The 22,300-nt window shown below is 63.9% G+C and carries 26 protein-coding genes and 1 tRNA gene; 10 read left to right on the top strand and 17 right to left on the bottom strand.

The window, feature by feature from the left end; all coding sequences use genetic code 11:
* Positions 1–61: 61 nt before the first annotated feature.
* The 3 genes from SJY33_RS07905 (at position 62) to SJY33_RS07895 (ending at position 3,059) form a co-directional block, all read left to right on the top strand.
* Positions 62–1,351, top strand: a complete 1,290-nt coding sequence (locus SJY33_RS07905; RefSeq protein ID WP_379922211.1) for an adenylosuccinate synthase — start codon at positions 62–64, stop codon at positions 1,349–1,351.
* A gap of 49 nt (positions 1,352–1,400) precedes the next feature.
* Positions 1,401–1,961, top strand: a complete 561-nt coding sequence (locus SJY33_RS07900; protein ID WP_379922209.1) for a murein L,D-transpeptidase family protein — start codon at positions 1,401–1,403, stop codon at positions 1,959–1,961.
* A gap of 78 nt (positions 1,962–2,039) precedes the next feature.
* Positions 2,040–3,059 (top strand): winged helix DNA-binding protein, encoded by a 1,020-nt coding sequence (locus SJY33_RS07895; RefSeq protein WP_379922207.1) that lies wholly within the window; start codon positions 2,040–2,042, stop codon positions 3,057–3,059.
* Here the strand turns inward: SJY33_RS07895 and SJY33_RS07890 are convergent.
* The 4 genes from SJY33_RS07890 to argH are packed head-to-tail and all read right to left on the bottom strand — an operon-like array spanning position 3,056 to position 6,760.
* A complete protein-coding gene (locus SJY33_RS07890) occupies positions 3,056–3,907 on the bottom strand; it encodes a bifunctional precorrin-2 dehydrogenase/sirohydrochlorin ferrochelatase (protein ID WP_379922204.1) in 852 nt (283 codons plus the stop codon). The two genes, SJY33_RS07895 and SJY33_RS07890, sit on opposite strands and share 4 nt — an antisense overlap.
* Positions 3,876–5,135: a diaminopimelate decarboxylase gene (gene lysA / locus SJY33_RS07885; protein ID WP_379922202.1), complete on the bottom strand. Its 1,260-nt coding sequence runs from the start codon at positions 5,133–5,135 to the stop codon at positions 3,876–3,878. Before lysA ends, SJY33_RS07890 begins: the two co-directional genes overlap by 32 nt.
* Before the next feature lie 12 nt (positions 5,136–5,147).
* Positions 5,148–5,387, bottom strand: a complete 240-nt coding sequence (locus SJY33_RS07880; protein WP_379922200.1) for a hypothetical protein — start codon at positions 5,385–5,387, stop codon at positions 5,148–5,150.
* Complete coding sequence (gene argH, locus SJY33_RS07875) at positions 5,384–6,760, bottom strand: argininosuccinate lyase (RefSeq protein ID WP_379923551.1); 1,377 nt, start codon at positions 6,758–6,760, stop codon at positions 5,384–5,386. Before argH ends, SJY33_RS07880 begins: the two co-directional genes overlap by 4 nt.
* 136 nt (positions 6,761–6,896) lie before the next feature.
* On the opposite strand from argH, the gene SJY33_RS07870 reads away from it, so the two are divergent.
* Entirely contained in the window at positions 6,897–7,358 is a 462-nt protein-coding gene (locus SJY33_RS07870; protein WP_379922199.1) for a TlpA family protein disulfide reductase, read from the top strand.
* A 1-nt stretch (position 7,359) separates the two neighbouring features.
* Here the strand turns inward: SJY33_RS07870 and asd are convergent, their stop codons facing one another.
* The gene (asd, locus tag SJY33_RS07865; RefSeq protein WP_379922198.1) at positions 7,360–8,205 is read right to left on the bottom strand and encodes an archaetidylserine decarboxylase; all 846 of its coding nucleotides are present in this window, start codon (positions 8,203–8,205) and stop codon (positions 7,360–7,362) included.
* Between the two features lie 66 nt (positions 8,206–8,271).
* Positions 8,272–8,347, bottom strand: a tRNA-Val gene (locus tag SJY33_RS07860).
* Positions 8,348–8,468: 121 nt separating this feature from the next.
* Here SJY33_RS07860 and SJY33_RS07855 point away from each other — a divergent pair.
* The 3 genes from SJY33_RS07855 (at position 8,469) to SJY33_RS07845 (ending at position 10,668) form a co-directional block, all read left to right on the top strand.
* Positions 8,469–9,056, top strand: coding sequence for a GNAT family N-acetyltransferase (locus SJY33_RS07855; protein ID WP_379922196.1), 588 nt, complete (start codon positions 8,469–8,471; stop codon positions 9,054–9,056).
* Between the two features lie 33 nt (positions 9,057–9,089).
* The gene (locus SJY33_RS07850; protein ID WP_379922194.1) at positions 9,090–10,076 is read left to right on the top strand and encodes an asparaginase; all 987 of its coding nucleotides are present in this window, start codon (positions 9,090–9,092) and stop codon (positions 10,074–10,076) included.
* A 118-nt stretch (positions 10,077–10,194) separates the two neighbouring features.
* On the top strand, positions 10,195–10,668 hold the full coding sequence (locus tag SJY33_RS07845; protein WP_379922192.1) for a BLUF domain-containing protein: 474 nt from the start codon (positions 10,195–10,197) through the stop codon (positions 10,666–10,668).
* Positions 10,669–10,736: 68 nt separating this feature from the next.
* Here the strand turns inward: SJY33_RS07845 and SJY33_RS07840 are convergent, their stop codons facing one another.
* The 3 genes from SJY33_RS07840 to fmt are packed head-to-tail and all read right to left on the bottom strand — an operon-like array spanning position 10,737 to position 13,512.
* A complete protein-coding gene (locus tag SJY33_RS07840) occupies positions 10,737–11,849 on the bottom strand; it encodes a zinc-binding dehydrogenase (protein WP_379922190.1) in 1,113 nt (370 codons plus the stop codon).
* 14 nt (positions 11,850–11,863) lie between these two features.
* Positions 11,864–12,610, bottom strand: a complete 747-nt coding sequence (truA, locus tag SJY33_RS07835) for a tRNA pseudouridine(38-40) synthase TruA (RefSeq protein ID WP_379922188.1) — start codon at positions 12,608–12,610, stop codon at positions 11,864–11,866.
* Entirely contained in the window at positions 12,607–13,512 is a 906-nt protein-coding gene (gene fmt / locus SJY33_RS07830; RefSeq protein ID WP_379922186.1) for a methionyl-tRNA formyltransferase, read from the bottom strand. Before fmt ends, truA begins: the two co-directional genes overlap by 4 nt.
* A gap of 53 nt (positions 13,513–13,565) precedes the next feature.
* On the opposite strand from fmt, the gene recR reads away from it, so the two are divergent.
* Together recR and SJY33_RS07820 are read left to right on the top strand one after the other, a co-directional pair.
* On the top strand, positions 13,566–14,162 hold the full coding sequence (gene recR / locus SJY33_RS07825; protein ID WP_379922184.1) for a recombination mediator RecR: 597 nt from the start codon (positions 13,566–13,568) through the stop codon (positions 14,160–14,162).
* Between the two features lie 48 nt (positions 14,163–14,210).
* Positions 14,211–14,783, top strand: a complete 573-nt coding sequence (locus SJY33_RS07820; RefSeq protein ID WP_379922182.1) for a peptide deformylase — start codon at positions 14,211–14,213, stop codon at positions 14,781–14,783.
* 45 nt (positions 14,784–14,828) lie between these two features.
* On the opposite strand, the gene SJY33_RS07815 is transcribed toward SJY33_RS07820, so the two are convergent.
* Complete coding sequence (locus SJY33_RS07815; RefSeq protein WP_379922179.1) at positions 14,829–15,227, bottom strand: four-helix bundle copper-binding protein; 399 nt, start codon at positions 15,225–15,227, stop codon at positions 14,829–14,831.
* 107 nt (positions 15,228–15,334) lie between these two features.
* Here SJY33_RS07815 and SJY33_RS07810 point away from each other — a divergent pair, with 107 nt between their 5' ends.
* Positions 15,335–16,807: a DNA recombination protein RmuC gene (locus tag SJY33_RS07810; RefSeq protein WP_379922177.1), complete on the top strand. Its 1,473-nt coding sequence runs from the start codon at positions 15,335–15,337 to the stop codon at positions 16,805–16,807.
* On the opposite strand, the gene SJY33_RS07805 is transcribed toward SJY33_RS07810, so the two are convergent.
* From SJY33_RS07805 to SJY33_RS07775, 7 genes are all read right to left on the bottom strand, one after another.
* Positions 16,808–17,608, bottom strand: a complete 801-nt coding sequence (locus SJY33_RS07805; RefSeq protein WP_379922175.1) for a TrmH family RNA methyltransferase — start codon at positions 17,606–17,608, stop codon at positions 16,808–16,810.
* 32 nt (positions 17,609–17,640) lie between these two features.
* Positions 17,641–17,919 (bottom strand): HPr family phosphocarrier protein, encoded by a 279-nt coding sequence (locus SJY33_RS07800; protein WP_379922173.1) that lies wholly within the window; start codon positions 17,917–17,919, stop codon positions 17,641–17,643.
* A gap of 12 nt (positions 17,920–17,931) precedes the next feature.
* Positions 17,932–18,360, bottom strand: coding sequence for a PTS sugar transporter subunit IIA (locus SJY33_RS07795; protein ID WP_379922172.1), 429 nt, complete (start codon positions 18,358–18,360; stop codon positions 17,932–17,934).
* Positions 18,361–18,467: 107 nt separating this feature from the next.
* A complete protein-coding gene (gene rapZ, locus SJY33_RS07790; protein WP_379922171.1) occupies positions 18,468–19,382 on the bottom strand; it encodes an RNase adapter RapZ in 915 nt (304 codons plus the stop codon).
* Positions 19,379–19,840 (bottom strand): HPr kinase/phosphorylase, encoded by a 462-nt coding sequence (locus tag SJY33_RS07785; protein WP_379922170.1) that lies wholly within the window; start codon positions 19,838–19,840, stop codon positions 19,379–19,381. The genes rapZ and SJY33_RS07785 overlap by 4 nt, the downstream gene beginning before the upstream one ends.
* A 20-nt stretch (positions 19,841–19,860) precedes the next feature.
* Positions 19,861–21,420, bottom strand: coding sequence for a stimulus-sensing domain-containing protein (locus tag SJY33_RS07780; RefSeq protein ID WP_379922168.1), 1,560 nt, complete (start codon positions 21,418–21,420; stop codon positions 19,861–19,863).
* Entirely contained in the window at positions 21,413–22,216 is an 804-nt protein-coding gene (locus SJY33_RS07775; protein ID WP_379922166.1) for a response regulator transcription factor, read from the bottom strand. The genes SJY33_RS07780 and SJY33_RS07775 overlap by 8 nt, the downstream gene beginning before the upstream one ends.
* Positions 22,217–22,300 lie beyond the last annotated feature (84 nt).

The following is a 22,300-nucleotide window of genomic DNA, read 5'->3' as shown; positions in this document are numbered from 1 at the left end:
CAGCCTAGTGCCCCGCGCGGCTTATCGCCACCTGCATCACTGCCATCATCGAAGGAACAACATGGCCAACGTCACCGTGATCGGCGCCCAGTGGGGCGATGAAGGCAAGGGCAAGATCGTCGACTGGCTCGCCAGCCGCGCCGATGCCGTGGTGCGTTTCCAGGGCGGACACAACGCCGGCCACACGCTGGTGATCGACGGCAAGACCTACAAGCTCAGCCTGCTGCCTTCGGGCATCGTGTCGGGTACGCTGTCGGTGATCGGCAACGGCGTGGTGCTCGATCCCTGGGCCCTGCGTGACGAAGTCGCCAAGGTCGAAGCGCAAGGCGTCAGCATTACCGAGGAAAACCTCGCCGTGGCAGACAACTGCCCGCTGATCCTGCCGCTGCACCGCGATCTGGATGGCCTGCGCGAAACCGCCGCGGGCAAGGGCAAGATCGGCACCACCGGGCGCGGGATCGGCCCGGCTTACGAGGACAAGGTGGGCCGCCGCGCGATCCGCGTGTGCGATCTGGCGCATCTCGATACGCTCGAGCCGCAGCTTGACCGGCTTTGCGCGCATCATGATGCGCTGCGCGCCGGGTTCGGCCAGCTTCCGGTTGATCGCGCTGCGTTGCTGGAAGAACTGCGCGAAATTGCGCCCTTCGTGCTCAAGTTCGCGCAGCCGGTGTGGAAGCGTTTGAAGAAGGTCCGCCGCGCCGGGGCCAAGATCCTGTTCGAAGGCGCGCAGGGCGTGCTGCTCGATGTCGATCACGGTACCTATCCCTTCGTCACTTCGTCTAACACCGTCAGCGGCACCGCTGCATCGGGCAGCGGGCTTGGCCCCAATTCGACCGGCTATGTGCTGGGCATCGTCAAGGCCTACACCACCCGCGTCGGCTCCGGCCCGTTCCCGACCGAGCTTGAAGACGAAATCGGGCAGGGTCTGGGCGAGCGCGGCCATGAATTCGGCACCGTCACCGGGCGAAAGCGCCGCGTGGGCTGGTTCGATGCGGTGCTGGTGCGTCAGTCCTGCGCGATCAGCGGCGTGACCGGTATTGCACTGACCAAGATCGACGTGCTCGACGGGATGGAAAAGGTGAAGATCTGCACCGGCTACCGTCTGCGCGGCAAGGTCTACGACTACCTCCCCAGCCACGCCGCCGATCAGGCCGAATGCGAGCCGATCTACGAAGAAATGCCCGGCTGGCACGAAAGCACCGCCGGCGCGCGCTCCTATGCCGATCTGCCGGCGGCGGCGATCAAGTATATCCAGCGCATCCAGGAACTGATCGAGTGCCCCGTAGCGCTGGTTTCGACCTCGCCCGAACGGGACGACACGATCCTGATGCGCGATCCTTTTGTCGACTAGGCGGTTTGTGGATTGATCCGCGGGGGCGCGCAGGGTTACTCTTGCTGCCGTGAAACGCATCGCCCTTTTGCTGGTGTTCGCTGCGGCGGCCTGCGCTGCCCCGCAGGCTGAACAGACCACCGCGGCCTCACAGCCGCCGCAGCCCGCACTTTCGCGTGCGGCGGCGCGGATCGTGCCCGAACGCGGGGTAAGCCACGTCGATTATCTGATCGTCGACAAATCCGAACGGTTGCTGATCGCCTATGCCGCGGGCCAACCGGTCAAAGCCTGGCGCGGCCTTCAATTCGGTGACGCACCGCAGGGGCACAAGCGGTTCGAAGGCGACGAACGCACACCCGAAGGCCGTTATGTGATCGAAGGCCGCAATCCCGGCAGCGCCTATCATCTCAGTCTCAAGATTTCCTATCCCAATGCGGCAGATCGCGCCCATGCGGCGCGATTCGGCCGGTCGCCGGGCGGCGATATCTTCCTGCACGGCCAGCCCAACAGCCTGCCGTCCGGGCGGATGCCGGGAGATTGGACCGACGGGTGCATCGCACTGTCAAACGCGCAGATTGCCGAGCTGTGGCGCCTTGTTCCCGATGGCACCGTGATCGAAATCCGGCCGTAACGCCTTGGCGCTACGCACTTATACTTGACATGATCCGTATTTGTTCTAGCCATGTTCCATCATTGTTGGAGTCGCATCATGCTGAACGTTGCTTCCGGACAAGCCGATTTCGCTTATGACATGGCCGATGACGGCGCTGGCCTGGCTGCGCGGGTCGCGATCTTTGGCGAAGATGAAACGTTGCGCCGCCAGATCGGCGCGGACCTTGACGGTGCAGGGTTTCGCAGCGTCGATGGCGGCTGTGTACGATCGTTGCTCGAAGGGCCGATTGCGCTGTTGGGCGATGTGGTGGTCGTCGATTGTCCCGTGGCGGGCAACCGCGGCATCGATGCGATGATGCTGGCAGGGCTTGCGCGGCTCGATATGCGGATCGCGCGTTCGGGGGCCAAACTGATTGCGGCAACCAATCTGGCCGGACTGGATGATGTTTTTGCCGTGCTCGATCAATCCAACCCGCAGATCCTGATTGCGCCCAGCCGCGCTGAACGGGTTATTGCGGTGGGCCGCGCCATGGGCGAAGCGGGCGCGGCGCGGGTGCGCGAGATGGGCGACGAAGACCGTGTGGCTTTGCTCCGCTTGTCGCAACAGGTCGAAGCTATCGCCCATTCGCTTGACCGGATGGGTCAGGTGTCAGCCGCGCGGCCATCGGCGCTGGGTGAATTCAAGCGCGAATATCATGCTGGCCAACCCGCGTCTTTTTCTGCGAGTGATGCAGCGGGATTGGGCGGCGCGCGTGCAGTGCAGCCGCCGCTGCCCGATCCGCAGGTGGTGCGCCAGCTCATCGCCAACCGTCATGCGCGCAGCCGCTTTTTCGATGCGGCGCTGTTCGGCGATCCGGCGTGGGACATGCTGCTTGATCTGACCGCGGCCCACGGCGAAGGGGCGCAGGTTTCGGTGACTTCGCTTTGCATTGCCGCAGGCGTGCCTGCCACAACCGCGCTGCGGTGGCTGACGCAGATGGTGGAAACCGGCCTATTCATGCGCGTCCCCGATCCTGCCGACCGCCGCCGTGCCTTCATCGCGCTGAGCGACAAGGCATTGGCGGCGATGGCAGGGTATTTTGCCAGCTTGCGATATCCGGCGCTTCAGGCCGCCTAGGCCGCGGGCGCCGGGCGCCAGTGGAGGATCAGGGTCAGCCCCGCAGGCTGTGCGGTTCCGGTGTCCTGCGCCCCCATCCGTTCACGCGCTGCATCGGCGCGGGCGCGGGCCAGAATGGCGGTGGGGACCGCACCATCGATCAGCAGCAAATCGGCCTGTCCGAGCAGGCGCGCCTGTTTGAGCGTCAGATCCTCGGGATCGGGACTGGTCAGGGTGATGGCGAAGGTTTCACTCGAACTCAGTCGCTCCGCGCCGGCCAACCAGGTATCAACCTTCTGGAACGATGCCCCATCGAACGGATCCAGTGCGCCGTTTTCCGCCAGCGCGGCGTCCACCGCGCGTCTGCGGTCGGCACCATCGGGGAACTTTTGCCGCAGGGCGGGACGCGCCGCTTCCAGCGCCTTGGCGAGCTGTCCCAGCGTTTCGGGGAGCAGCCGTTCCAGCCGCAACCGTACATGTTTTGCCAGACCAGCCGATGCGCCCCCCGTTCCGATCGCAACCAGCAGCGGATCACGGTCGAGGATCGACGGCGTGGTGAAATCGCACAAGGCGGGCCGGTCGACCACGTTCACCAGCATCCCGGCACAGCGGGCGTTGATCGCGGCGACTTCGCAGGCGCGGGCATCATCATACGCGATGAAGGCGATGCGCACCCCTTCATCAATCGCGCGGGCGAGATCATTGACGATGACGCCGCCCGCGCGTTCCACCAGCCGCCGCTTGGGCTCTGCTGCGGGGCCATCGCCCAAAACCAGCACCGGCTGGCCCGTAATCTGATGAAACAGCGGCAGGCTGGCGATGGTGCCTGTCAATGCCTCAATCCAGCCATTCGGGCACGCGTTCGGCATCCATGATCGCGCCCGCTTCGATCCGGTCGGCGACAACGGCGAACTTGTCGCCATCGACCAGCACTTCGGCAACGAACCCGCGTGAATTGTAGGACGATGCCATCGTCGCGCCATAAGCGCCTGCGGTGCGGAACACGGCCAGATCGCCGGCCTCAAGACGGTCGCATTCGCGGCCCATCGCAAAGGTATCGCCGGTCTCGCAGATCGGGCCCACGATATTGGCGGTCATCTGCGCGCCGCGCGGCTTGACCGCTTCAAAGTGGTGATACGCCCCGTACAGCGCCGGTCGCGCCAGATCGTTCATCGCGGCATCGACGATCACGAAAGGATCGTTAATCCCGCGCTTCACCCGCACCACCTGTGTCAGCAGCACGCCAGCATTGCCTGCGATGACCCGGCCCGGTTCGAAGATCAGCTTCACGCCCCAACCCGCCGTGACCCGCGCCACCATCGCGCCGTAAGCTGCAGGCGCAGGAAGCACTTCGCCCACGCGGTATGGCACGCCAAGCCCGCCGCCCAGATCGACATGCGTGATCGTATGGCCCGCCCCGCGCAGCGCCGCTACCAGCGCGCCCAGCTTTTCAAACGCGGTTTCCAGTGGGGCAAGGTCTGCCAACTGACTGCCGATATGCACCGCAACCCCGCGCAGGTTCACCCCCGGCAGGCCCGCAAGAACACCGAATATCTGCCCGGCTTCGCTGATTGGCACGCCAAATTTGTTGTCGGCCTTGCCGGTCGAAATCTTGTCGTGCGTGCCTGCGTCAACATCGGGATTGATCCGCAAGGTGCACTGCGCCGTCATCCCGCGGGCCGCCGCGATCCGGGCAAGTTCGATGCCTTCTTCTTCGCTTTCAATGTTGAACTGGCCGATCCCTGCTTCCAGCGCGGCGACCATTTCGGCGGCGGTCTTGCCCACGCCCGAGAAGACAATCATCTCCGGTGCGATCCCGGCGGCCAGTGCGCGGCGCATTTCGCCCACCGATACCACGTCGGCACCCATGCCCTGCCGGCCCAGCACCTTAAGCACCGCAAGGTTGGGATTCGATTTGACCGCAAAGGCAATCAGCTTGTCAGGCACAGCCTCCAGCGCTTTGCGAAAGACGCGGGCATGGCGTTCCAGTGTGGCGCGTGAATAGACGTAGACGGGCGTGCCGACAGCTTCGGCAATGTGCGGCAGCGGCACATCTTCGGCGTGCATGACACCGTCGCGATAGACAAAATGATCCATAAGCCTGTGTTTCTATTCCGGGGGAAGATCAAAGGGGTCGTCCTGCCGTTCTTCCGAACGGCGGCGCAGCTCGACACTGCGTTCAGGCGCGGCCAGCGCGTCGCGGCGCAGCAGATCATCGGCAGTAGGGGTTTGGTCGGCGCCGTAGGGTGTATCGGGCAGGCTGGCGCCATCAGGCGGGGTCAGCGGCGAAACCGAACCGCACGCGGCCACCGCCATCGCAAGGCCCAGGACAGAAAGCTTGGCCATCATTCCTCCAGACCCAGAACGCGGGCCGCACGGGCGACCTGCAAGCGCACCTGATCGGGCGCTGTTCCGCCATACGAATGGCGCGCCGCGACCGAGGCATCGACCGACAGGGCCGCATAGACGCTTTCGTCGATCCGTTCATCGATTGCGCGAAGATCGTCAAGCGCAAGCTGGTCAAGCGCAATGCCGCGCTGTTCGGCCAGTTTGACCGCCGCGCCGGTGATATGGTGCGCTTCGCGAAAGGGGATGCCGGCAGCGCGCACCAGCCAATCGGCCAGATCGGTCGCAGTGGCATAACCCAGTTCGGCAGCAGCCCGCATCCGGCCGGTGTGGAACGTTGCGCCCGCGATCATGCCTGTCATCGCCGCCACCGAAAGCGCCATGAGGCCCGCAGCTTCGAACACCGGCGGTTTATCGTCCTGCATGTCCTTGGAATAGGCCAGCGGCAGGCCTTTCATGGTGATCATCAGGCTGGTCAATGCGCCGATTACCCGGCCCGAATGGCCGCGCACAAGTTCGGCGGCATCGGGGTTCTTCTTTTGCGGCATGATCGACGAACCCGTCGACAGGCTGTCGGGAAGGCGGATGAAGCCGAACGGCTGGCTGGCCCACAGGATCAATTCTTCGGCAAGGCGCGACAGGTGCAGCGCGGTTGACGAACAGCACCACAGGAAATCGAGCGCGAAGTCGCGGTCGGACACCGCATCAAGCGAATTGGCGGTCGGACGATCAAAGCCCAGCGCGTGCGATGTTGCGTCGCGGTCGATCGGAAATCCCGTGCCTGCCAGCGCGGCGCTGCCCAGCGGACATTCGTTCATCCGCCCCCGCGCATCGGCCAGCCGGCCGCGGTCCCGGCGGAACATTTCGTAATAGGCCATGAGATGATGGCCCAGTGTCACCGGCTGCGCGGTTTGCAGATGCGTGAAACCGGGCATGATGCTGTCGGCATGTTCGCCCGCACGCCGGACCAGCGCGGTTTGCAGACCGGCAAGGCCTTCGTCCATCTGCGCATTTGCATCGCGCACCCACAGGCGAAAATCGGTTGCCACCTGATCGTTGCGGCTGCGGGCGGTGTGAAGCCGCCCTGCGACCGGGCCGATCAGTTCGGCAAGCCGCGCTTCGGTGGTCATATGGATATCTTCGCGGTCCCAATCTTCGGGCACGCCCTGCGCTTCGTATTCGGCAGCAACGGCATCAAGGCCATTGGCGATCACCAGCGCATCTTCGTTCCCGATGATTCCCGCAGCGCCCAGCATGGCGACATGCGCCTTGCTGGCGGCGATATCCTGCCGCCACAGCGCCTTGTCGAAAGGGATCGAGGCGTTGATTTCGCGCATGATCGCGCTAGGGCCATCCGCGAAGCGACCGCCCCACATGGCGTTGGTCGTGCTGTTATCGGAGCCTGTCATGTCCCGCTGGTCGCTCATTGTCGGATTGCCGCTCCTGCTGCTGGCGGGATGCGATAGGGCGGCAGACGCGCCAGCGCAACCAGTTGAGGCAGGCGGACCGGCAGTGAGCACGATAGGTCTGACGACCCGCCAGTTTGCCGGGACGCCGATCCCCGATCTGCAATTCAGCGATCCGGCGGGCGCGACACTGGATCTGGCGGCTACAGATGGCCCGGTACTGCTCAACCTGTGGGCGACGTGGTGTGCGCCGTGCGTAAAGGAAATGCCGCAGCTCGATGCGCTGGCCGCCACGCTCGATGGCGAAGTGCGCGTGCTGACTGTCAGCCAGGATTTGCGCGGGGCCGAAGTGGTGGAGCCGTTCTTCGTCAAGGGCGGGTATGCTCGTCTCGAACCGTGGCTTGATCCTGATGCCGTGCTGTCCGCGCAGTTTACCCCGGAAGGGGCGCTGCCGCTCACCATTCTTTACGACGCGCGCGGCCGCGAAGTGCTGCGCGTGGTGGGCGGATATGAATGGGACACGCCCGCAGCCGCAGCGATGGTCCGCGGCGCGCTGGCGGCCGAATGATCTAACCGATGCGCCGTGCGATGGCTTGCCCCATGCGCAGGGTATCGCCCGGTTTGAACCCGTCGAGCCATTCGATCCGGCCCGGCTCAAACAAGAGCACCACGGTCGAGCCGAGGTAGAACCGCCCCATTTCGTCGCCCGCAGCAAAGACGTGCTGGGCGTTTGTGAAATCTTCGCAGACCGGGGCGGCGGCATGGGTGCGGAAACGGTTGGGCCAGACCGTATCGATTCCCGCCACAATCATCGCGCCGACCATGATGCTGGCAAAATGGCCATCCGGCCCGTCGAACCGGCACGCCAAGCGTTCGTTGCGCGCAAACAGGCGGTCGACCCCGCCGGCGGTGGCGACATTCACCGAATAGAGATCGCCGGGAATATAGGTGGTGTCCGTCAGCGTGCCCGCGGCGGGCATGTGGACCCGGTGGTAATCCTTGGGGCTGAGATAGATGGTCATGAACCGCCCCCCTTCGAACCGCGCGGCATCCGCATCATCGCTGCCGAGGATTTCCGCCACGCTGTAATCGCGCCCCTTGGCCTGGATGATCCGCCCGCCTGCGATCGGTCCCGACTGGCTGACAGCGCCATCGGCCGGCGACAGGATGAAGGCGCCGCTATCCGCCAGTGGCCGTGCGCCGGGCTTGAGTTCGCGGGTGAAAAAGTCGTTGAAGCTGGCAAACTGTCCGATGCTGCGGGCGGCTTCGGTCATGTCGACACCATAGGCAGCGACAAAGCGGCGGATCAGCCGGTCTTTCAGCCACGGCGCCCGGCTGGCGGCAAGCCGCCCGGCAAGGCGCGACAGCGCGTGTTGCGGCAGAATGTGTTGAAGCGCGATGAAGGCTGAAGACATGCCGACCGCGCTACCCACCCCTACCGCGTCATGCAAGCGGTCCGTGGCCAACCAGCGCAAAGGATGTGGTGGGCGGTAACGGGCTCGAACCGCTGACCCTCTCGGTGTAAACGAGATGCTCTACCAACTGAGCTAACCGCCCCACGGCGTGTGACAGGCGATTTAGCGGCGAACGCTCCGGGGTCAAGCGGCCTTTGCGTATTTGCGCGCAACATCGGCTTGGTGTTACATTTGAAACGTCCACAACGGCAGCGAGGCAGCCTGTGACAATCAACGCGCATCTCAATGATGGTTTACCGGTGTGCATCCGCCGCGTTCGCGCGGAAGACGAACAGCGGTTGAAGGACGGAATTGCGCAGCTGTCACCGCAATCGCGCTATTTGCGCTTTTTTTCAGGCATGAAAGAAGCGCCGCCGCAGGTCTTGCGCGCGCTCACCAGCGTCGATGGGCATAACCATATCGCCTGGGGTGCGCTGCGATCCGATCTGCCCGACACGCCGGCGCTTGGCGTGGTGCACGCCTTTCGTGATGCGCAAGACCCTGACAAGGCCGAGTTTTCCGTTGCGGTGGTCGATGCGTACCACGGACGCGGTCTGGCGCGGCTGCTGACCGCAGTGCTGCTACTGGATTGCGCGCGCGAAGGGCTGGGGCATTTCACCGTCAATATCCTTCCCGAAAACCGCCCCGCGCTGACGTTGGCCCGGTCGCTTGGCGCGCAGGGTGTGGGGTATGACAGCGGGGTATCGGTGTTCGACATCAACATTGCCGAAGCATTGCAGGCGATGCGCGAAGAAACCGACGTGCCCGGTCTTGCCGATGTGTTTGCGCAATTCGCAGCGGAGGCGGGCTAGGTTCCGGCGCCGCAAGCGGCTAGAGCGCGGGCCATGACAATCCCTCGAATTCTTGTGCTGGGCACTGGCGGCACGATTGCGGGCGCTGGCAGCAGTGCCACCGGCGCTGCCTATCGCCCCGGCGATCTGGCGCTTGAAACGCTGATCACGCATCTCGACACGCTGGGTCTGGCGGCCGATCTGGTGCCGCAGGATGTGGCCAAGATCGGTTCGCAGGATATCGGTTGGGCCGAATGGCAGGCGCTTCATATTGCGTGCGCCCGTGCGCTGGACGATCCGGCGATCGATGCGATCATCATCACCCATGGCACCGACACCGCCGAAGAAACGGGTTTTCTGCTCGACCTCACGCTTCCCACCACAAAGCCTGTGGTGCTGGTGGGCGCGATGCGGCCTGCCGATGCCGTAGGGGCAGATGGAATGCGCAATTTTGCCAACGCGGTAAAGGTCGCCAGCGATGCGCAGGCGACCGGGCGCGGGGTGATGCTGGTGATGGGCGATGCGGTGCTTTCAGCCCGCGATGCGCGTAAGGCCGCGACATCGGCGATCGATGCATTCCGCAGCTTTCCGCGCGGCCCGCTCGCCCGCGTATCGCCCGCCCGTCTCGACTGGTTCGGTCCGCCGAACAGGGCGGGGGAGGCGGCGCGTTACGCCTTCCCGGCAGCGTTGCCGCGCGTGGCGATCCTGACAGCGGGCGCGGGCATGGACGAACAGCCGGTCGAAGCGCTGCTCGGCATCGGCGCGAAGGGCATCGTCCTCGCCGGGATGGGGCAGGGCAACGCGCCGCGCGTCGTGATCGAAGCCCTCGCCCGCGCGGCGGCGAGCGGTGTCCCGGTGGTGCGCGCCACCCGCGTCGACGAAGGGTTGGTCGACCGCAATGTCGAGGTGGACGACGACGCGCTGGGGCTGGTCGCTGCCCGCGCGCTCGGCCCCGCCAAGGCGCGGGTGCTGCTGATGGTGCTGGTGGCGGGCGGGGTTACCGATGCGGCCAGCGTTCAGGCGGCCTTTGACGCGGGGTGAGGCGATCATTGCCCCCGCGGCAGCTCCGCTTCCTTACATATTCCATTCAGATGCGCTAAACCCCCGCGAGAAACCGGGAGGCAGCCTCCACCCGTCAAAGACAAAGTGAGCCTTCCCCATGTTTGACGAACCCGGATTCTCGACTGACGATGATCTCGACCCGGACGCAACCCTGCTGGAAACCTTCGTCTATTGCAGCCGCGCTGCCGAGGGCGTCGATGCCGATGAGGTCAGCCGCCTTGTCGCATTCTCTCAAGCCCGCAATGTCGCCCGCGGCATTACCGGCGTGCTGGTCTTCGGCAGCGGCGTGTTCTTCCAATGGATCGAGGGGCCGCCTGCAGAGGTGCGAACGCTGATCGCCAATCTGCATGGCGACACGCGGCATTTCGATATCGTCACGCTCGACCAGAGTATCGACATGCGGGAACGGCTCTATGCGAACTGGGACATGGAGCCGGTCGAGGCCGATGACCTGCGTGAAGTGCTGGAAAGCGCGCTCGAGAGCGCCGAGGACGACAGCAATGTCGCAGCGCTAAATCGTATTCTGGGGCATCTCGCGTCGGGGCCGTTCCCCTCGATCGGGCGCCGTTGACGGTCACCATGGCCGCACCCCCTTCCGTCGCCCTGTGCTAGACACGGGGCGACGGATGGTGGGACAAATCACCCCCAGGGCGTGACCAGATATTTCTCGCCGGTCTTCATCTGGCGGTAATCGCAGATGGCGTCCTTCTGCAACATGTCTTCAAGGCTGACTTTCGCCTTGTAATGGCTGGCGAAGGTCGTGGTGAGATTGGCCTGCACCCGGCCGCGCATCCGGCTGACGGTTTCCATGCCCGCACGCTGCAGGAAAGGTGTCAGCAACCAGCCGGCGATGCTCCACTGAAGGCCATAAGACGGTGTCAGGATCGTCGGGCTGAGATCAAGGCGTCCGTAGATATACATCTTCTTCTGCTGGTTTGATCCATAGCGCGAAAATTCACCCATCTGCGCAGACGCGACCTGTTCCATCGCTTTCAGCACGCCGTCCGAAGCCTGCCCGCCGCCGATCGGATCGAACCCGAGGAATGCGCCCGTTTCCGCAATCGCGGCGCGCAGATCGGCCATGTAGGTGGGGGCGGAGGAATTCACCACATGGGTCGCGCCTTGCGATTTCAGAAGTTCGACGTGTTCGTCCTTGCGCACGATGTTGACCAGCTTCATCCCATCTTCCACGCAGATGCGGTTGAGCATCTGGCCAAGGTTGGACGCCGCGGCGAGGTGGACGATCGCCGAATGGCCTTCCATCTTCGCGGTCTCGACAAAGCCCAACGCAGTCATCGGATTGACGAAGCTTGATGCGCCCGTTTCAGCCGAATGTTCGCCCAGCGGCAGGCACATCATCGCATCGGCGATGGCATATTGCGAAAAGGCGCTGCCCGGAACGCAGGCGACGCGCTGGCCCATCAGCGCCTTGGCCATGTCGCTGTCACCTGTGGCGATAACCGTGCCTGCACCTTCATTGCCGGCAGGCAGACGCTGGCCGTGGCGGCCCTTCTGACCTGACAGGAACGGTTCGGGCATGTCGGCAACGACCTTGCCTGCCGAATAGTCGGCATTGTCGAAATCGGCGGCACTGGTCAGGATCGCCAGGTCCGACGGGTTGATCGGCGCGGCTTCCATCTCCACCAGCACCTGATTGCCGGTGGGCGCGGGGAAGGTGGTTTCCGCAACCTCCAGCGTCAGCTTGCCATCAGCGGCAAGGGTGGTGAACAGCTGTTTTCCGGTGGTTGTCATGTTGAAGGTTCCTCTCACGATTGCGGGTAGATTGCCTCAACGAAGTAGAGGCCATGGGGGGGCGCGTTAAGCCCCAAAGCGTTGCGGTCCTGCGCGGCAAGGGCTTCGGCCATCCGGGCTTCGGGCCAGGTGCCTGCGCCCACCAGTTTGAGGCATCCTACCATCGAGCGCACCTGATGGTGCAGAAAACTGCGGGCGGCGGCGTGAATGTGGATTTCATCGCCCACCTGTTCGACATCGAGCCGATCGAGCGACTTGACCGGATCGGCCGCCTGACAATGCACCGAACGGAAGGTGGTGAAATCGTGCCGCCCCACCAGCGCCTGCGCCGCACGGTGCATGGCCTCGGCGTCAAGCGGCTGGGCCACGTGCCATGCCCGGTTGCGCTGCAATGTCAGCGGTGCCCGGCGGTTTGCGATGCGATAGAGATACCGCCGTGCCGTGCAGGAAAACCGCGCATGCCAATCATCGGGCACGATGTCGCACTGCGTCACAGCCACCGGATCGGGCCGCACCTGCGCGTTGATGGCGGCCATCAGGCGGAACGGATCGAACGGCTTTGCAATGTCGACGTGGCTGCGCATGGCAATCGCGTGCACCCCGGCGTCGGTGCGTCCGGCGCTGTGCAATGTGGCACGTTCCCTCATGATCCGATGCAGCGCGTCCTCGATCGATTGCTGCACGCTTGGCCCGTGCGACTGACGTTGCAGCCCGAAGAACGGTGTGCCGTCGAATTCAAGGGTGAGAGCAAAACGGGTCAAGACAGGCAGGTTCCCGCTGCAACGGCGCGTCCGCGCAGGAAATCGGCGCGATCCAGCACGGGCTTGCCCGCACGCTGAAGCCGCAAGGGCCGAATGGCGCCGGACGCGCAGGCAATGGTCAGATCATTGTCTATCACCGTTCCGGGCGCGCCTTCGCCGCCCACGGTTTCAGCAAGCAGCAGCTTCACCCGCTCACCCTCCAATTCGAACCACGCGCCGGGGAAGGGGGCGAGACCGCGTACGAGCCGCTCGACCGTGGCGGCGTCTTGCGCCCAATCGATTTTGGCTTCGACCTTGTCGATCTTGGGCGCGTAGATCGCATCGCTGTCATCCTGCACCTGCGGGGGGAAGGCAGGAAGATCGGCCAGCACCTCTACCATCGCAGCCGCGCCGACCGCGCTCAATTCGCCAAACAGTTCGCCCGTGGTCTTGTGGGCGACAGGCACTGTCACCTTGTGGAGCATCGGCCCGGTATCGAGTCCCGCTTCCATCTGCATGATGGTGACGCCCGTTTCGGCGTCGCCTGCCATCACTGCGCGGTGGATTGGCGCGGCCCCGCGCCAGCGCGGCAGCAGCGAGGCGTGGATATTGAGACAGCCGTGCGCGGGCGCATCCAGCACCGCCTGAGGCAGGAGCAGACCGTAAGCTGCCACCACCGCCACATCTGCCCCAAGCGCGGCGAACTCTGCTTGAGCATCAGCGTTTTTGAGCGACACCGGCGACCGTACGGGCAGCCCCAACCGCTCCGCCTCCGCCTGCACGGGGGAGGGCATCAGACGCTTGCCCCGGCCAGCTGGACGCGGCGGCTGGGTGTAAACGCACGCAATGTCGTGCCTCGCTTCGTAAAGCGCGCGCAAAGCCGGAACCGCGAAATCGGGCGTCCCCATGAAGATGATGCGCATAAGCTTTGCCCGCAGCCTTTGTTAAGCGAAGCGCAGCCCCTATCTTGCCCCCCATGGCATCGCAAGAGATCGAGGCGCTGAGTTCGGCGCTGGCCCGCTTGCCGGGTCTGGGGCCGCGTTCGGCGCGGCGGGCCGTGTTGTGGCTGGTCAAACACCGCGAAAGCGCGCTGCCCGCATTGCTCGAAGCCTTGGCGGGTGTCGCCGAAACGTTGGTGGAATGCCAGATCTGCCGCAATGTCGACACCCGCGATCCCTGTGCGATCTGTTCCGATCCGCGCCGCGATGCGAGCAGCCTGTGCGTGGTGGAGGAAGTGTCCGATGTCTGGGCGCTGGACCGTGCGCGGTTGTTTCCGGGGCGGTATCATGTGCTGGGGGGCAGGCTGTCCGCGCTGGACGGCATCGCGCCTGACGACCTCAACATCGCCAGTCTACTTGCGCGTGTTGAAGCAGGCGGGATCGATGAAGTCGTGCTGGCCATGAACGCAACGCTCGAAGGGCAGACCACCGCGCATTACATCGCAGAACGGCTTGACGCGTTTTCGCTGCGCGTCACGCAGCTTGCGCACGGCCTGCCCGTGGGCGGAGAGCTGGATTATCTGGATGAAGGCACTCTTGCACAGGCGCTGCGGGCGCGCCGGCCGATCGGATAGCACGCGGCGCGTTGAAATCTGCACCATGCTCGCCTAGATAGCGCGACTATGACTATCCGCGAAATCCTTGAAGTGCCGGACCCCCGGCTGAAAACCATCTCGACCCCGGTCGAACCGCACGAGTTCAACGACGATCTGCGCACCCTCGTCGAAGACATGTTCGAGACGATGTACGATGCCCCCGGCATCGGCCTCGCCGCGATTCAGGTCGGCGTGCCCAAGCGGGTGCTGGTGATTGATCTGCAACCCGACGATCCTGACGCGCCGCCGGTGGAATGCTCGCATGACGGGCACAAGCACACGCACCCCGCGACCAAAAAGGAACCGCGGGTGTTCATCAACCCCGTGATCCTCGATCCGGCGGACGAGCTTTCGACCTATCAGGAAGGCTGCCTGTCGGTTCCGGAAATTTATGCCGATGTTGATCGCCCTGCCACGTGCCGGGTGCAGTATCAGGATCTTGACGGAAACACGCATGAAGAGGCGCTTGATGGGCTGATGGCAACCTGCCTTCAGCACGAGATGGATCACCTCGAAGGCGTTTTGTTCATCGACCACTTATCGCGCCTGAAAAAGGCGATGGCTTTGAAGAAGCTAAAGAAAATCCGCCAGGCCGCTTAAGCGAAAGCGCCGCCCGCAACGGGGCAGGCGGCGCTAGTATACGGCTCAGGCCGCTTGCGACATCTGGTTGAGCGCCTTCAGGCAATCATCGGTACATTCCCGGCACATCTGCGCACAGCGGCGGCAGTGGTCGTTGTCGTGCTTGGCACATTCATCGATGCACTGTTCGCATGCAGTGATGCAGGCGCGCAGTTGCGCTTCGATCACGGCTACATTGCCAGCAGTCCGGCGGGCTGCGACCCGGTAGGTTGCGGTGCAAATATCCGCGCAGTCCATGCACAGCCGAATGCAGGCGCGCATATCACCGTCTTCGGCCGAACATGCATCGGCGCAGCTGTTGCAGATTGCCGCGCAATACATCGCGTGCCGAACAGCTTCGGCCAGCGCCTCGTTGAAATCGGCCCCGACGTCAGGATGTTCCTGAATCATTTTCTTGATCGACATGGCAATTTCTCCTTCTGCCTGACTGAACCGGAGCCATTGGCCATTGTTCCGATATTTGTGGAAAACGGGGGCTTGGCTCCTATCCATGTTCAGCCTATGTTCCGGTCATGAGTGAAACTTTTCTTGCTGTTGCATTGTTGATCGCGGGTCTTCTGGGGGGCATGTTTGCGGGGTGGTTCCTTGCTTCACGCCCGCTTGATGACCTGCGCGCCCGTCTGGCCGACGCGGATCGGGCCGCAGGGCAACAGGATGCGGACTTCAAACGCGCCGTAGCCGAATTGGGCGAGGCGCGGATCGAAGTGGCCGCGCTGAAAGAACGCGCAGGCCAGGCCGATGGGCTGCTGACCCGGCTTGATGCGTCGCAGGCTGACCGGGCCAATCTGGCGCAGCAACTCGCATCTTTGGAAAGCGCGACTATCGAACGTGAAAAGGCCTTTGCCGAACAGAAGGCAGGGCTGCTCGCGGCGCAGGAATCCTTGCGCAAGGAGTTTGAAAACGCGGGAAGCCGCGTGCTGGAACGGGCGCAAAGCGCGTTTCTGGAACGGGCAGAGGCGCGGTTCCGCCAGTCCGAAGAAACGGGCGAAGCAAAGCTGAAGGCGCTGTTGTCCCCCGTGGGCGAACGCTTGGCCAGCTACGAACGGCAGGTCGCCGAACTCGAAGCCAAGCGGACGGACGCCTTTGGCCAGCTGACCGGTGTGATCCAGTCAATGCGCGAAGGGCAGGAGGAAATTCGCAAGGAAGCGCGGCGGCTCGGCAATTCGCTGACCAACGCGCCCAAGGCACGCGGGCGCTGGGGAGAGCGCGCGTTGCAGAACGTGCTGGAACAATGCGGTCTGGCCGAACACACCGATTTTCACCTCGAACAATCGATGGACACCGATGAAGGCCGGCTGCGTCCCGATGCGATCGTGAATGTGCCAGGGCAAAAGAAGCTGGTTATTGACGCCAAGGTTTCCCTGAACGCCTATCAGGCCGCATTCGAAGCGGACGACGAAGGTGAGCGCAAGCGCCATCTGGATCTGCACGCCAAATCTATGCGCGGGCATGTGCAGACGCTGGGTTCCAAAGGCTACCAGAGCCAGTTCGACGATGCGCCAGACTATGTCGTGATGTTTGTGCCGGGCGAACATTTTGTCGCCGCTGCGCTCGAACATGATCCTGAACTGTGGGACTTTGCCTTCCGCAACAAGGTGCTGCTGGCAACGCCTACCAATCTTGTTGCCATCGCCCGCACCGTTGCGCAGGTATGGCGGCAGGACAAGATGGCGTCCGAAGCGGCCGAAATTGGGCGGATGGGCGCTGAATTGTATGATCGCCTTGCCACTGCAGCCGAACATCTCAAGCGTGTCGGCGGCGGTCTGGAAAGCGCAGTCAACAACTACAACAAGTTCGTCGGCAGTTTTGAACGCAATGTATTGTCGTCCGGGCGCAGGCTTGCCGAAAAGGGCGTTGAGATCGGCAAGCGCGAAATCGATGCAGTCGCGCTGGTAGAATCGGCCCCGCGGTACAATGCCGCCGATGGTGATGCGGTGGATGCCGAATATCCCGCGCTGGAAACCGCCCGCGATGCCGCCGAATAGCTAGCCTTCGAGGCTTGCGAGCACTACGTAGGCGAGCACAGCGCCTGCCACGGCTGCGTTCAGCGAATCGGCGCGGCCGCGCATCGGCATGGTGACACGCAGATCGCACGCGGTTTCGTAATCTGCCGGCAGACCCTGCAATTCGTTCCCGACCAGGATGAAGCACGGCGCCGCATAGGGCGCGCCGCGATAGGGCACTGCATCGCGCAGCGAGGCTGCGACAAGCTGACCATCGCCTGCGCGCAGCCATGGCAGAAACTCTTCCCACCGCGCCTGCGCCACAGCCACGGTGAAGACCGCGCCCATGCTGGCACGCACGGCTTCGGCACTGAAGGGATCGGCGCAATCATCGATCAGGATCAATCCACCAGCCCCCACAGCATCGGCAGTGCGCAGCATGGTGCCCAGATTGCCCGGATCGCGCAGAGCCTGCGCTGCCAACCAGATTGGCGCTGCCGAACGGTCAAGCGCGGTAAGCGCGGTGTCCCATTCATCGAAAACCCCGGCCACGCTTTGCGGATTGTCCTTGCCGGTAATCTTGGCAAGAATATCCGGCGCGGTCACGATCACTTCGCCGCCCGCCGCCAGCACATCGTTCTCCAGACGCGCCAGAAGATCGTGCGGCGCCCGGTGTTCAGCCATCACCAGCGTTTGCGGAACCCGGCCCGACGTGCGCGCATCTTCAAGCAGCCGCAAGCCTTCGACCAGAAACTGGCCTGCGCGTTTGCGATGCTTCTTGTCCCGCAAGCTGCGCAGGTACTTGACGGTGGGGTTTGAAAAGCCGGTGATGTGCTTGCGCATGACAGGGTCGCTGACGGTTTGGGCCGCTGGCGTCAATCCTCTCCGAAACCATCCGCGATCAGCGCGATCAGATCATCAAGCACGGCCTGCGCATTTTCGCCTGCGACCTGGACCTCGACCGTGTCGCCCTTGGCCGCGCCGAGCATCATCAATCCCAGAATCGAACCGCCTGCTGCGCTGTGCGGCGCTTTGCTGACAGTGACCGCGGTGCCATCGGGCAATGCGGCGACGGCACCGACGAACTTTGCGCTTGCCCGCGCGTGCAGCCCACGGCGATTGACGATGGTTACGGTTTGGCGTGCTTCCCCCAAAGCGGAACGCTCCTACGCTTTGGCCCGCGCTGGCGGGGCGTTGTCTGCCCCCAGCAATTCGCTGGCGATGGTGATGTAATTGCGCCCGGCGGTCTGTGCGGCATGCACCGCCGCGGTCACATCCATGGCCTTGCGTGCCCCGGCAAGCCGGATCAGCATCGGCAGATTGATCCCGGCGATCACCTCGACGTGGCCCGCATCCAGCAGTGAAATTGCAAGGTTCGACGGGGTGCCGCCGAACAGATCGGTAAGAATGATGACACCTGCGCCGCTGTCGACTGCGGCAATTGCGTCGGCAATATCCGCGCGGCGCTGTTCCATGTCATCATTCGGCCCGATGCAGACCGTGACGATCCCGTCCTGCGGGCCGACCACATGTTCCATTGCCTCGACAAACTGGTCCGCGAGGCGGCCATGGGTTACCAGGATCAAGCCGATCATGTGTGAATAGTGATCCGTTAACTGCCCGCCGGGGGCTTGCCTTAAGCGTTTCTACCATGCGGGGCAATGCGCCTTGCACTGAGCCGCCAATTTGCCGACGTTCCGGTCTAGCGTCGATCCCGTTCAATGGTATCGGCTGCACGCGAGCCCAGATTGCGGTGCCGAACAGTGGGCGAAAACCCCGCGGCGCGCAAGGCCCCAGCCATCTGTTCGGCCGTGAAGACCGAACGGTGTCTCCCCCCGGTACAACCAAACGCGACATGCACATAGGGTTTTCCCTGCGCGGCATAGCGCGGCAGCAGCATCAACAGCAGGTCGCGGATTCGGTCAAACGCCTCGGCAAAGGCGGGATCGCTGCGGATATGGTCGCCGACCGCTCGATCCTGCCCGGTCTGTTCGCGCAAGTCTGCGACCCAATGCGGATTGTCCAGAAAGCGCATGTCGAACACCAGATCGGCAAGCGGAGGCATGCCCCGTGCAAAGCCGAAGCTGGACAGGGTAAGGGTCAGCGCGGCATCGGTGCTGACGGGTGCAAACAATTCGCGGATGCGGGTTTGCAAGTCGTTGCTGGTCATCGCCGTGGTGTCGATCATCACCTCGGCCCAGCGGCGTAGCGGTTCCAGCAATTCGCGTTCAGCGGCTATACCTTCCATCACCGGCCGCCCGTCAGCCATGGGATGGCGGCGGCGGGTTTCATTGAAGCGGCGTTCCAGTTCGCCCCCGGCGCAGTCGAGAAACAGGAAGGTCAGCGCAATATCGGGCCGTGCGGCAAGGTCTTTGACCAGCGCGATGATGTCGGCCGGCACGAAACCGCGGGTGCGCGAATCGAATCCGATGGCGAGCGGGCCGCGCGCATCATCGGGCGCCGCGACGAGGCTTTTGAGCATTCGCACCGGGAAATTGTCGATCGTCTCCCAGCCCAGATCTTCCAGGACCGCAAGCGTTGTCGATTTGCCTGCGCCTGCAAGGCCTGTGACAAGCAGCAACTGGCGGCGGGAAGGCGAAGGTTCGGCCGTGTTCATGGCGCTCCATCTGGCGCGTCTGGCCGGTAAAGGGAAGCCGCTTTGCATGGCAGGCCGTGCAGCTGCAAAGCCCATTCGGCGCGCTGCGCGGGTGCGATTGTGCCGGGATCGAAAGTCAGCACTGGCACGGCAATTCCGCACATCGTCCGGGTGGGGAGGGGGTCTTCAGGCAGCCTTTCGGGCCGCGTGCCGCCAAGGGTCAGGATCAGCGCAACAGGCGCCGCGTCTGCCAAGGGCAGCGTCGCCAGCCCCACGCCGCGCACCTCCAGCAGGCCGCCGATGTGGGGCGGCGGGCTGGCGATCAGAACGCCGCCCTGCGCGGTCAGCGTGACGCCATCATCGCCAATCAACCCGGCGCCGCGATCAATCAGCGCCAGTGCCAGGCTGGATTTGCCGTTGCCGGGCGGGCCTTCGATCAACAGCGCCCGGCCGCCGATCACCACGGCCCCGGCCTGCATGACAAGAACGCCCGGTGCCGTCACGACGCCGCAGGCAGTCGGAGCCGCAGACAGGCGCCTTGCGCGCCGTCCGAACGGACATCGGCAGTCAGCGTGCCATCATGCGCCTCGGCAATGGCGCGGCCGATAGCAAGTCCCAGGCCGGAGTGGTTGCCAAAGCTTTCGCCTTCGGGACGGTCCGAATGAAACCGCTTGAACACATCTTCGCGCCGTTCGGGCAAAATGCCGGGGCCTTGGTCACAGATTTCGGTCACGACATGGCGCCCGCCCTGACGGATCGACACAGTGACCGTCCCTTCGGCGGGGGAGAACGACACCGCATTGTCGAGCAGATTTTCAGCCACCCGTTCCAACTGGGTCGGCACGCCCATGACCTTGTGATTGCCGGGTGCCGCATCAAGAACGATCTGGCGCCCCCCGTTCATCCCGCGGTCCTCGCGGCTGCGGATAAGGTTGGCAAACAGATCGGCCATATCCACCCGTTCCAGCGTGGCGCGGCTGATTTCAGCGTCCACGCGGCTGGCAGCGGCAATTTCGGTGACCAGACGGTCGATCCGGCGCACATCATGTGTGGCGATCTCAATCAGCTTGGCGCGCAGTTCGGGATCGTCCACGCGCGGCAAGGTGTCGACAGCGCTGCGCAGACTGGCCAGCGGGTTCTTGATTTCATGCGCGACATCGGCGGCAAAGGTATCGACCGCGTCGATCCGCTGACGCAGCGCGCCCGTCATGTCCGAAACCGCGCGTGCAAGCAGGCCGATTTCATCACTGCGCTGCGGCAGACGCGGCACTTCCACTTCGCGGTCGCGGCCTTGTTTCACCCGCACCGCCGCGCGGGCCAGCAGTCGCAGCGGAGTGACAATGGTGCGCGCCAGAAACAGCGACAGCGCCGCCGATGCCGCCATCACCAGCAGCATGGCAACAAACAGTGTCGATCGTGCCGATCGCACGCTTTCGGTAATGTCGACCGCGTTGCGCACGGTCAGCAACGTTGCGCCCTGCAGACCGACAGGCACCGCGGCGGTGATGACGGGTGTGCCATCGCGCCAGTCATACAACCGTACCTGCGACAACCCCAATTCGCGCGCGCGGGCCAGTTCGGGCCAGGCGTCGGCCTCCTGCGCTTCGGGTTCGACATAATCCTGCACGGATTCGGCGCTGACAATGGTGTCTACCGTGCGGTCCAGCCAGCGCGAGAACCGCTGTTCCCAGTCGTCGTCATTGATGTCGTTGAACCGGAATGACGGATCGGCCAGCGCAAAGCTGTCGGCGATCAGATCGCCTTTGGCATCAAAGGTGCGCAGCCGCATGCGCTGTTCCTTGCCGATCTGCACCAGCAAGGCTTCCTGCCGTTCGCGGGTGGCGCCGGCCAGCGCCTCGGCCGTGATCTGGGCCTCGATCCGTGCCAGCTTGAAGCGTTCATTGATCAGCTGGGTGCGGTAACTGTCGAGATAGAACAGCCCCCCGCCCAGCACCAGCAAAGGCAGGATGTTCACCGCGAGGATGCGCCCGGTCAGCGCAAATCGGCCCGTGGCGCTTAACTGTTCGCTGCCGTTACCGGCGCGCAGGGTGTCAGCCATCGGTGAAGCTGTAACCTGCACCATAAAGCGTCTCGATCGCATCGAACGTGGGATCGACCACCCGGAACTTGCGCCGCATCCGCTTGATGTGGCTGTCCACCGTGCGATCATCGACGAAAACATCGTCGGGGTAGGCCGCATCCATCAGCTGATTGCGGCTTTTGATGACGCCCGGGCGGATGGCGAGCGCTTCGAGAATCAGGAACTCGGTCACGGTAAGGCTGACGGTCTGACCGCCCCATGTCACCTGATGACGCGCCGGGTCCATGTACAACCGTCCGCGGTTCAGCGCTGCGGGCGCGGTTTCGAGTGCGGTGGTCAGACCATCGCCAGCCGCAAGCGGTTCGGCCCGGCGCAGGATTGCGCGGATGCGGGCGATCAGCAGGCGCAGCGAAAACGGCTTGGCGATGTAATCATCCGCGCCCAGTTCAAGCCCGGCTTCCTCGTCGCTTTCATCGTCCTTGCTGGTCAGGAAGATGACCGGCATCGGCGAATGGGCCCGCAGGCGGCGCAGCAGTTCCATGCCGTCCATCTTGGGCATCTTGATGTCGAAGACAGCCAGATCGGGCGGGTTGTCCAGCAGTGCCTTCAGCGCAGTCTCCCCATCGGAATACATGCGGGTGGCAAAACCTTCCGCCTGCAATGCGATGGCAACGGTGGTCAGGATGTTGCGGTCATCATCGACCAGCGCAATCTGCAGCTTGCGGCTGTCCACATCGCCATGATCGGATGGCGAAGACCACGGCGAAGGTGTGGCGGCGGTCGAGGCCAGCGGTTCTGCGCTGCTGTCGGACATGGCATCAATCCTATCTGTCCCGGCGGTCTGCATACCCAAGCGGTAGCGCCAAGCCGTCCTGATCGCAATGGCAGCGCATCACCA

Origin of the sequence: Erythrobacter sp. R86502, assembly GCF_042466465.1 — a bacterium.
Taxonomy (GTDB): Bacteria; Pseudomonadota; Alphaproteobacteria; order Sphingomonadales; family Sphingomonadaceae; genus Erythrobacter.
This window is presented reverse-complemented; position numbering and strand designations above follow the sequence as displayed.

What these genes read in the sequence shown, in the direction of transcription:
- SJY33_RS07880 (WP_379922200.1), bottom strand. Translation starts at nt 5,387, where the DNA reads ATGATGGCCAAGCTTTCTGTCCTGGGCCTTGCGATGGCGGTGGCCGCG.
- SJY33_RS07905 (WP_379922211.1), top strand. Translation starts at nt 62, where the DNA reads ATGGCCAACGTCACCGTGATCGGCGCCCAGTGGGGCGATGAAGGCAAG.
- argH (WP_379923551.1), bottom strand. Translation starts at nt 6,760, where the DNA reads ATGTGGGGCGGTCGCTTCGCGGATGGCCCTAGCGCGATCATGCGCGAA.
- asd (WP_379922198.1), bottom strand. Translation starts at nt 8,205, where the DNA reads ATGTCTTCAGCCTTCATCGCGCTTCAACACATTCTGCCGCAACACGCG.
- SJY33_RS07890 (WP_379922204.1), bottom strand. Translation starts at nt 3,907, where the DNA reads ATGCCGAACGCGTGCCCGAATGGCTGGATTGAGGCATTGACAGGCACC.
- SJY33_RS07840 (WP_379922190.1), bottom strand. Translation starts at nt 11,849, where the DNA reads ATGACAACCACCGGAAAACAGCTGTTCACCACCCTTGCCGCTGATGGC.
- SJY33_RS07850 (WP_379922194.1), top strand. Translation starts at nt 9,090, where the DNA reads ATGACAATCCCTCGAATTCTTGTGCTGGGCACTGGCGGCACGATTGCG.
- SJY33_RS07815 (WP_379922179.1), bottom strand. Translation starts at nt 15,227, where the DNA reads ATGTCGATCAAGAAAATGATTCAGGAACATCCTGACGTCGGGGCCGAT.
- SJY33_RS07785 (WP_379922170.1), bottom strand. Translation starts at nt 19,840, where the DNA reads ATGCAGGCCGGGGCCGTGGTGATCGGCGGCCGGGCGCTGTTGATCGAA.
- SJY33_RS07805 (WP_379922175.1), bottom strand. Translation starts at nt 17,608, where the DNA reads ATGCGCAAGCACATCACCGGCTTTTCAAACCCCACCGTCAAGTACCTG.
- SJY33_RS07775 (WP_379922166.1), bottom strand. Translation starts at nt 22,216, where the DNA reads ATGTCCGACAGCAGCGCAGAACCGCTGGCCTCGACCGCCGCCACACCT.
- fmt (WP_379922186.1), bottom strand. Translation starts at nt 13,512, where the DNA reads ATGCGCATCATCTTCATGGGGACGCCCGATTTCGCGGTTCCGGCTTTG.
- SJY33_RS07845 (WP_379922192.1), top strand. Translation starts at nt 10,195, where the DNA reads ATGTTTGACGAACCCGGATTCTCGACTGACGATGATCTCGACCCGGAC.
- lysA (WP_379922202.1), bottom strand. Translation starts at nt 5,135, where the DNA reads ATGGATCATTTTGTCTATCGCGACGGTGTCATGCACGCCGAAGATGTG.
- SJY33_RS07810 (WP_379922177.1), top strand. Translation starts at nt 15,335, where the DNA reads ATGAGTGAAACTTTTCTTGCTGTTGCATTGTTGATCGCGGGTCTTCTG.
- SJY33_RS07795 (WP_379922172.1), bottom strand. Translation starts at nt 18,360, where the DNA reads ATGATCGGCTTGATCCTGGTAACCCATGGCCGCCTCGCGGACCAGTTT.
- recR (WP_379922184.1), top strand. Translation starts at nt 13,566, where the DNA reads ATGGCATCGCAAGAGATCGAGGCGCTGAGTTCGGCGCTGGCCCGCTTG.
- SJY33_RS07780 (WP_379922168.1), bottom strand. Translation starts at nt 21,420, where the DNA reads ATGGCTGACACCCTGCGCGCCGGTAACGGCAGCGAACAGTTAAGCGCC.
- SJY33_RS07820 (WP_379922182.1), top strand. Translation starts at nt 14,211, where the DNA reads ATGACTATCCGCGAAATCCTTGAAGTGCCGGACCCCCGGCTGAAAACC.
- rapZ (WP_379922171.1), bottom strand. Translation starts at nt 19,382, where the DNA reads ATGAACACGGCCGAACCTTCGCCTTCCCGCCGCCAGTTGCTGCTTGTC.
- SJY33_RS07895 (WP_379922207.1), top strand. Translation starts at nt 2,040, where the DNA reads ATGCTGAACGTTGCTTCCGGACAAGCCGATTTCGCTTATGACATGGCC.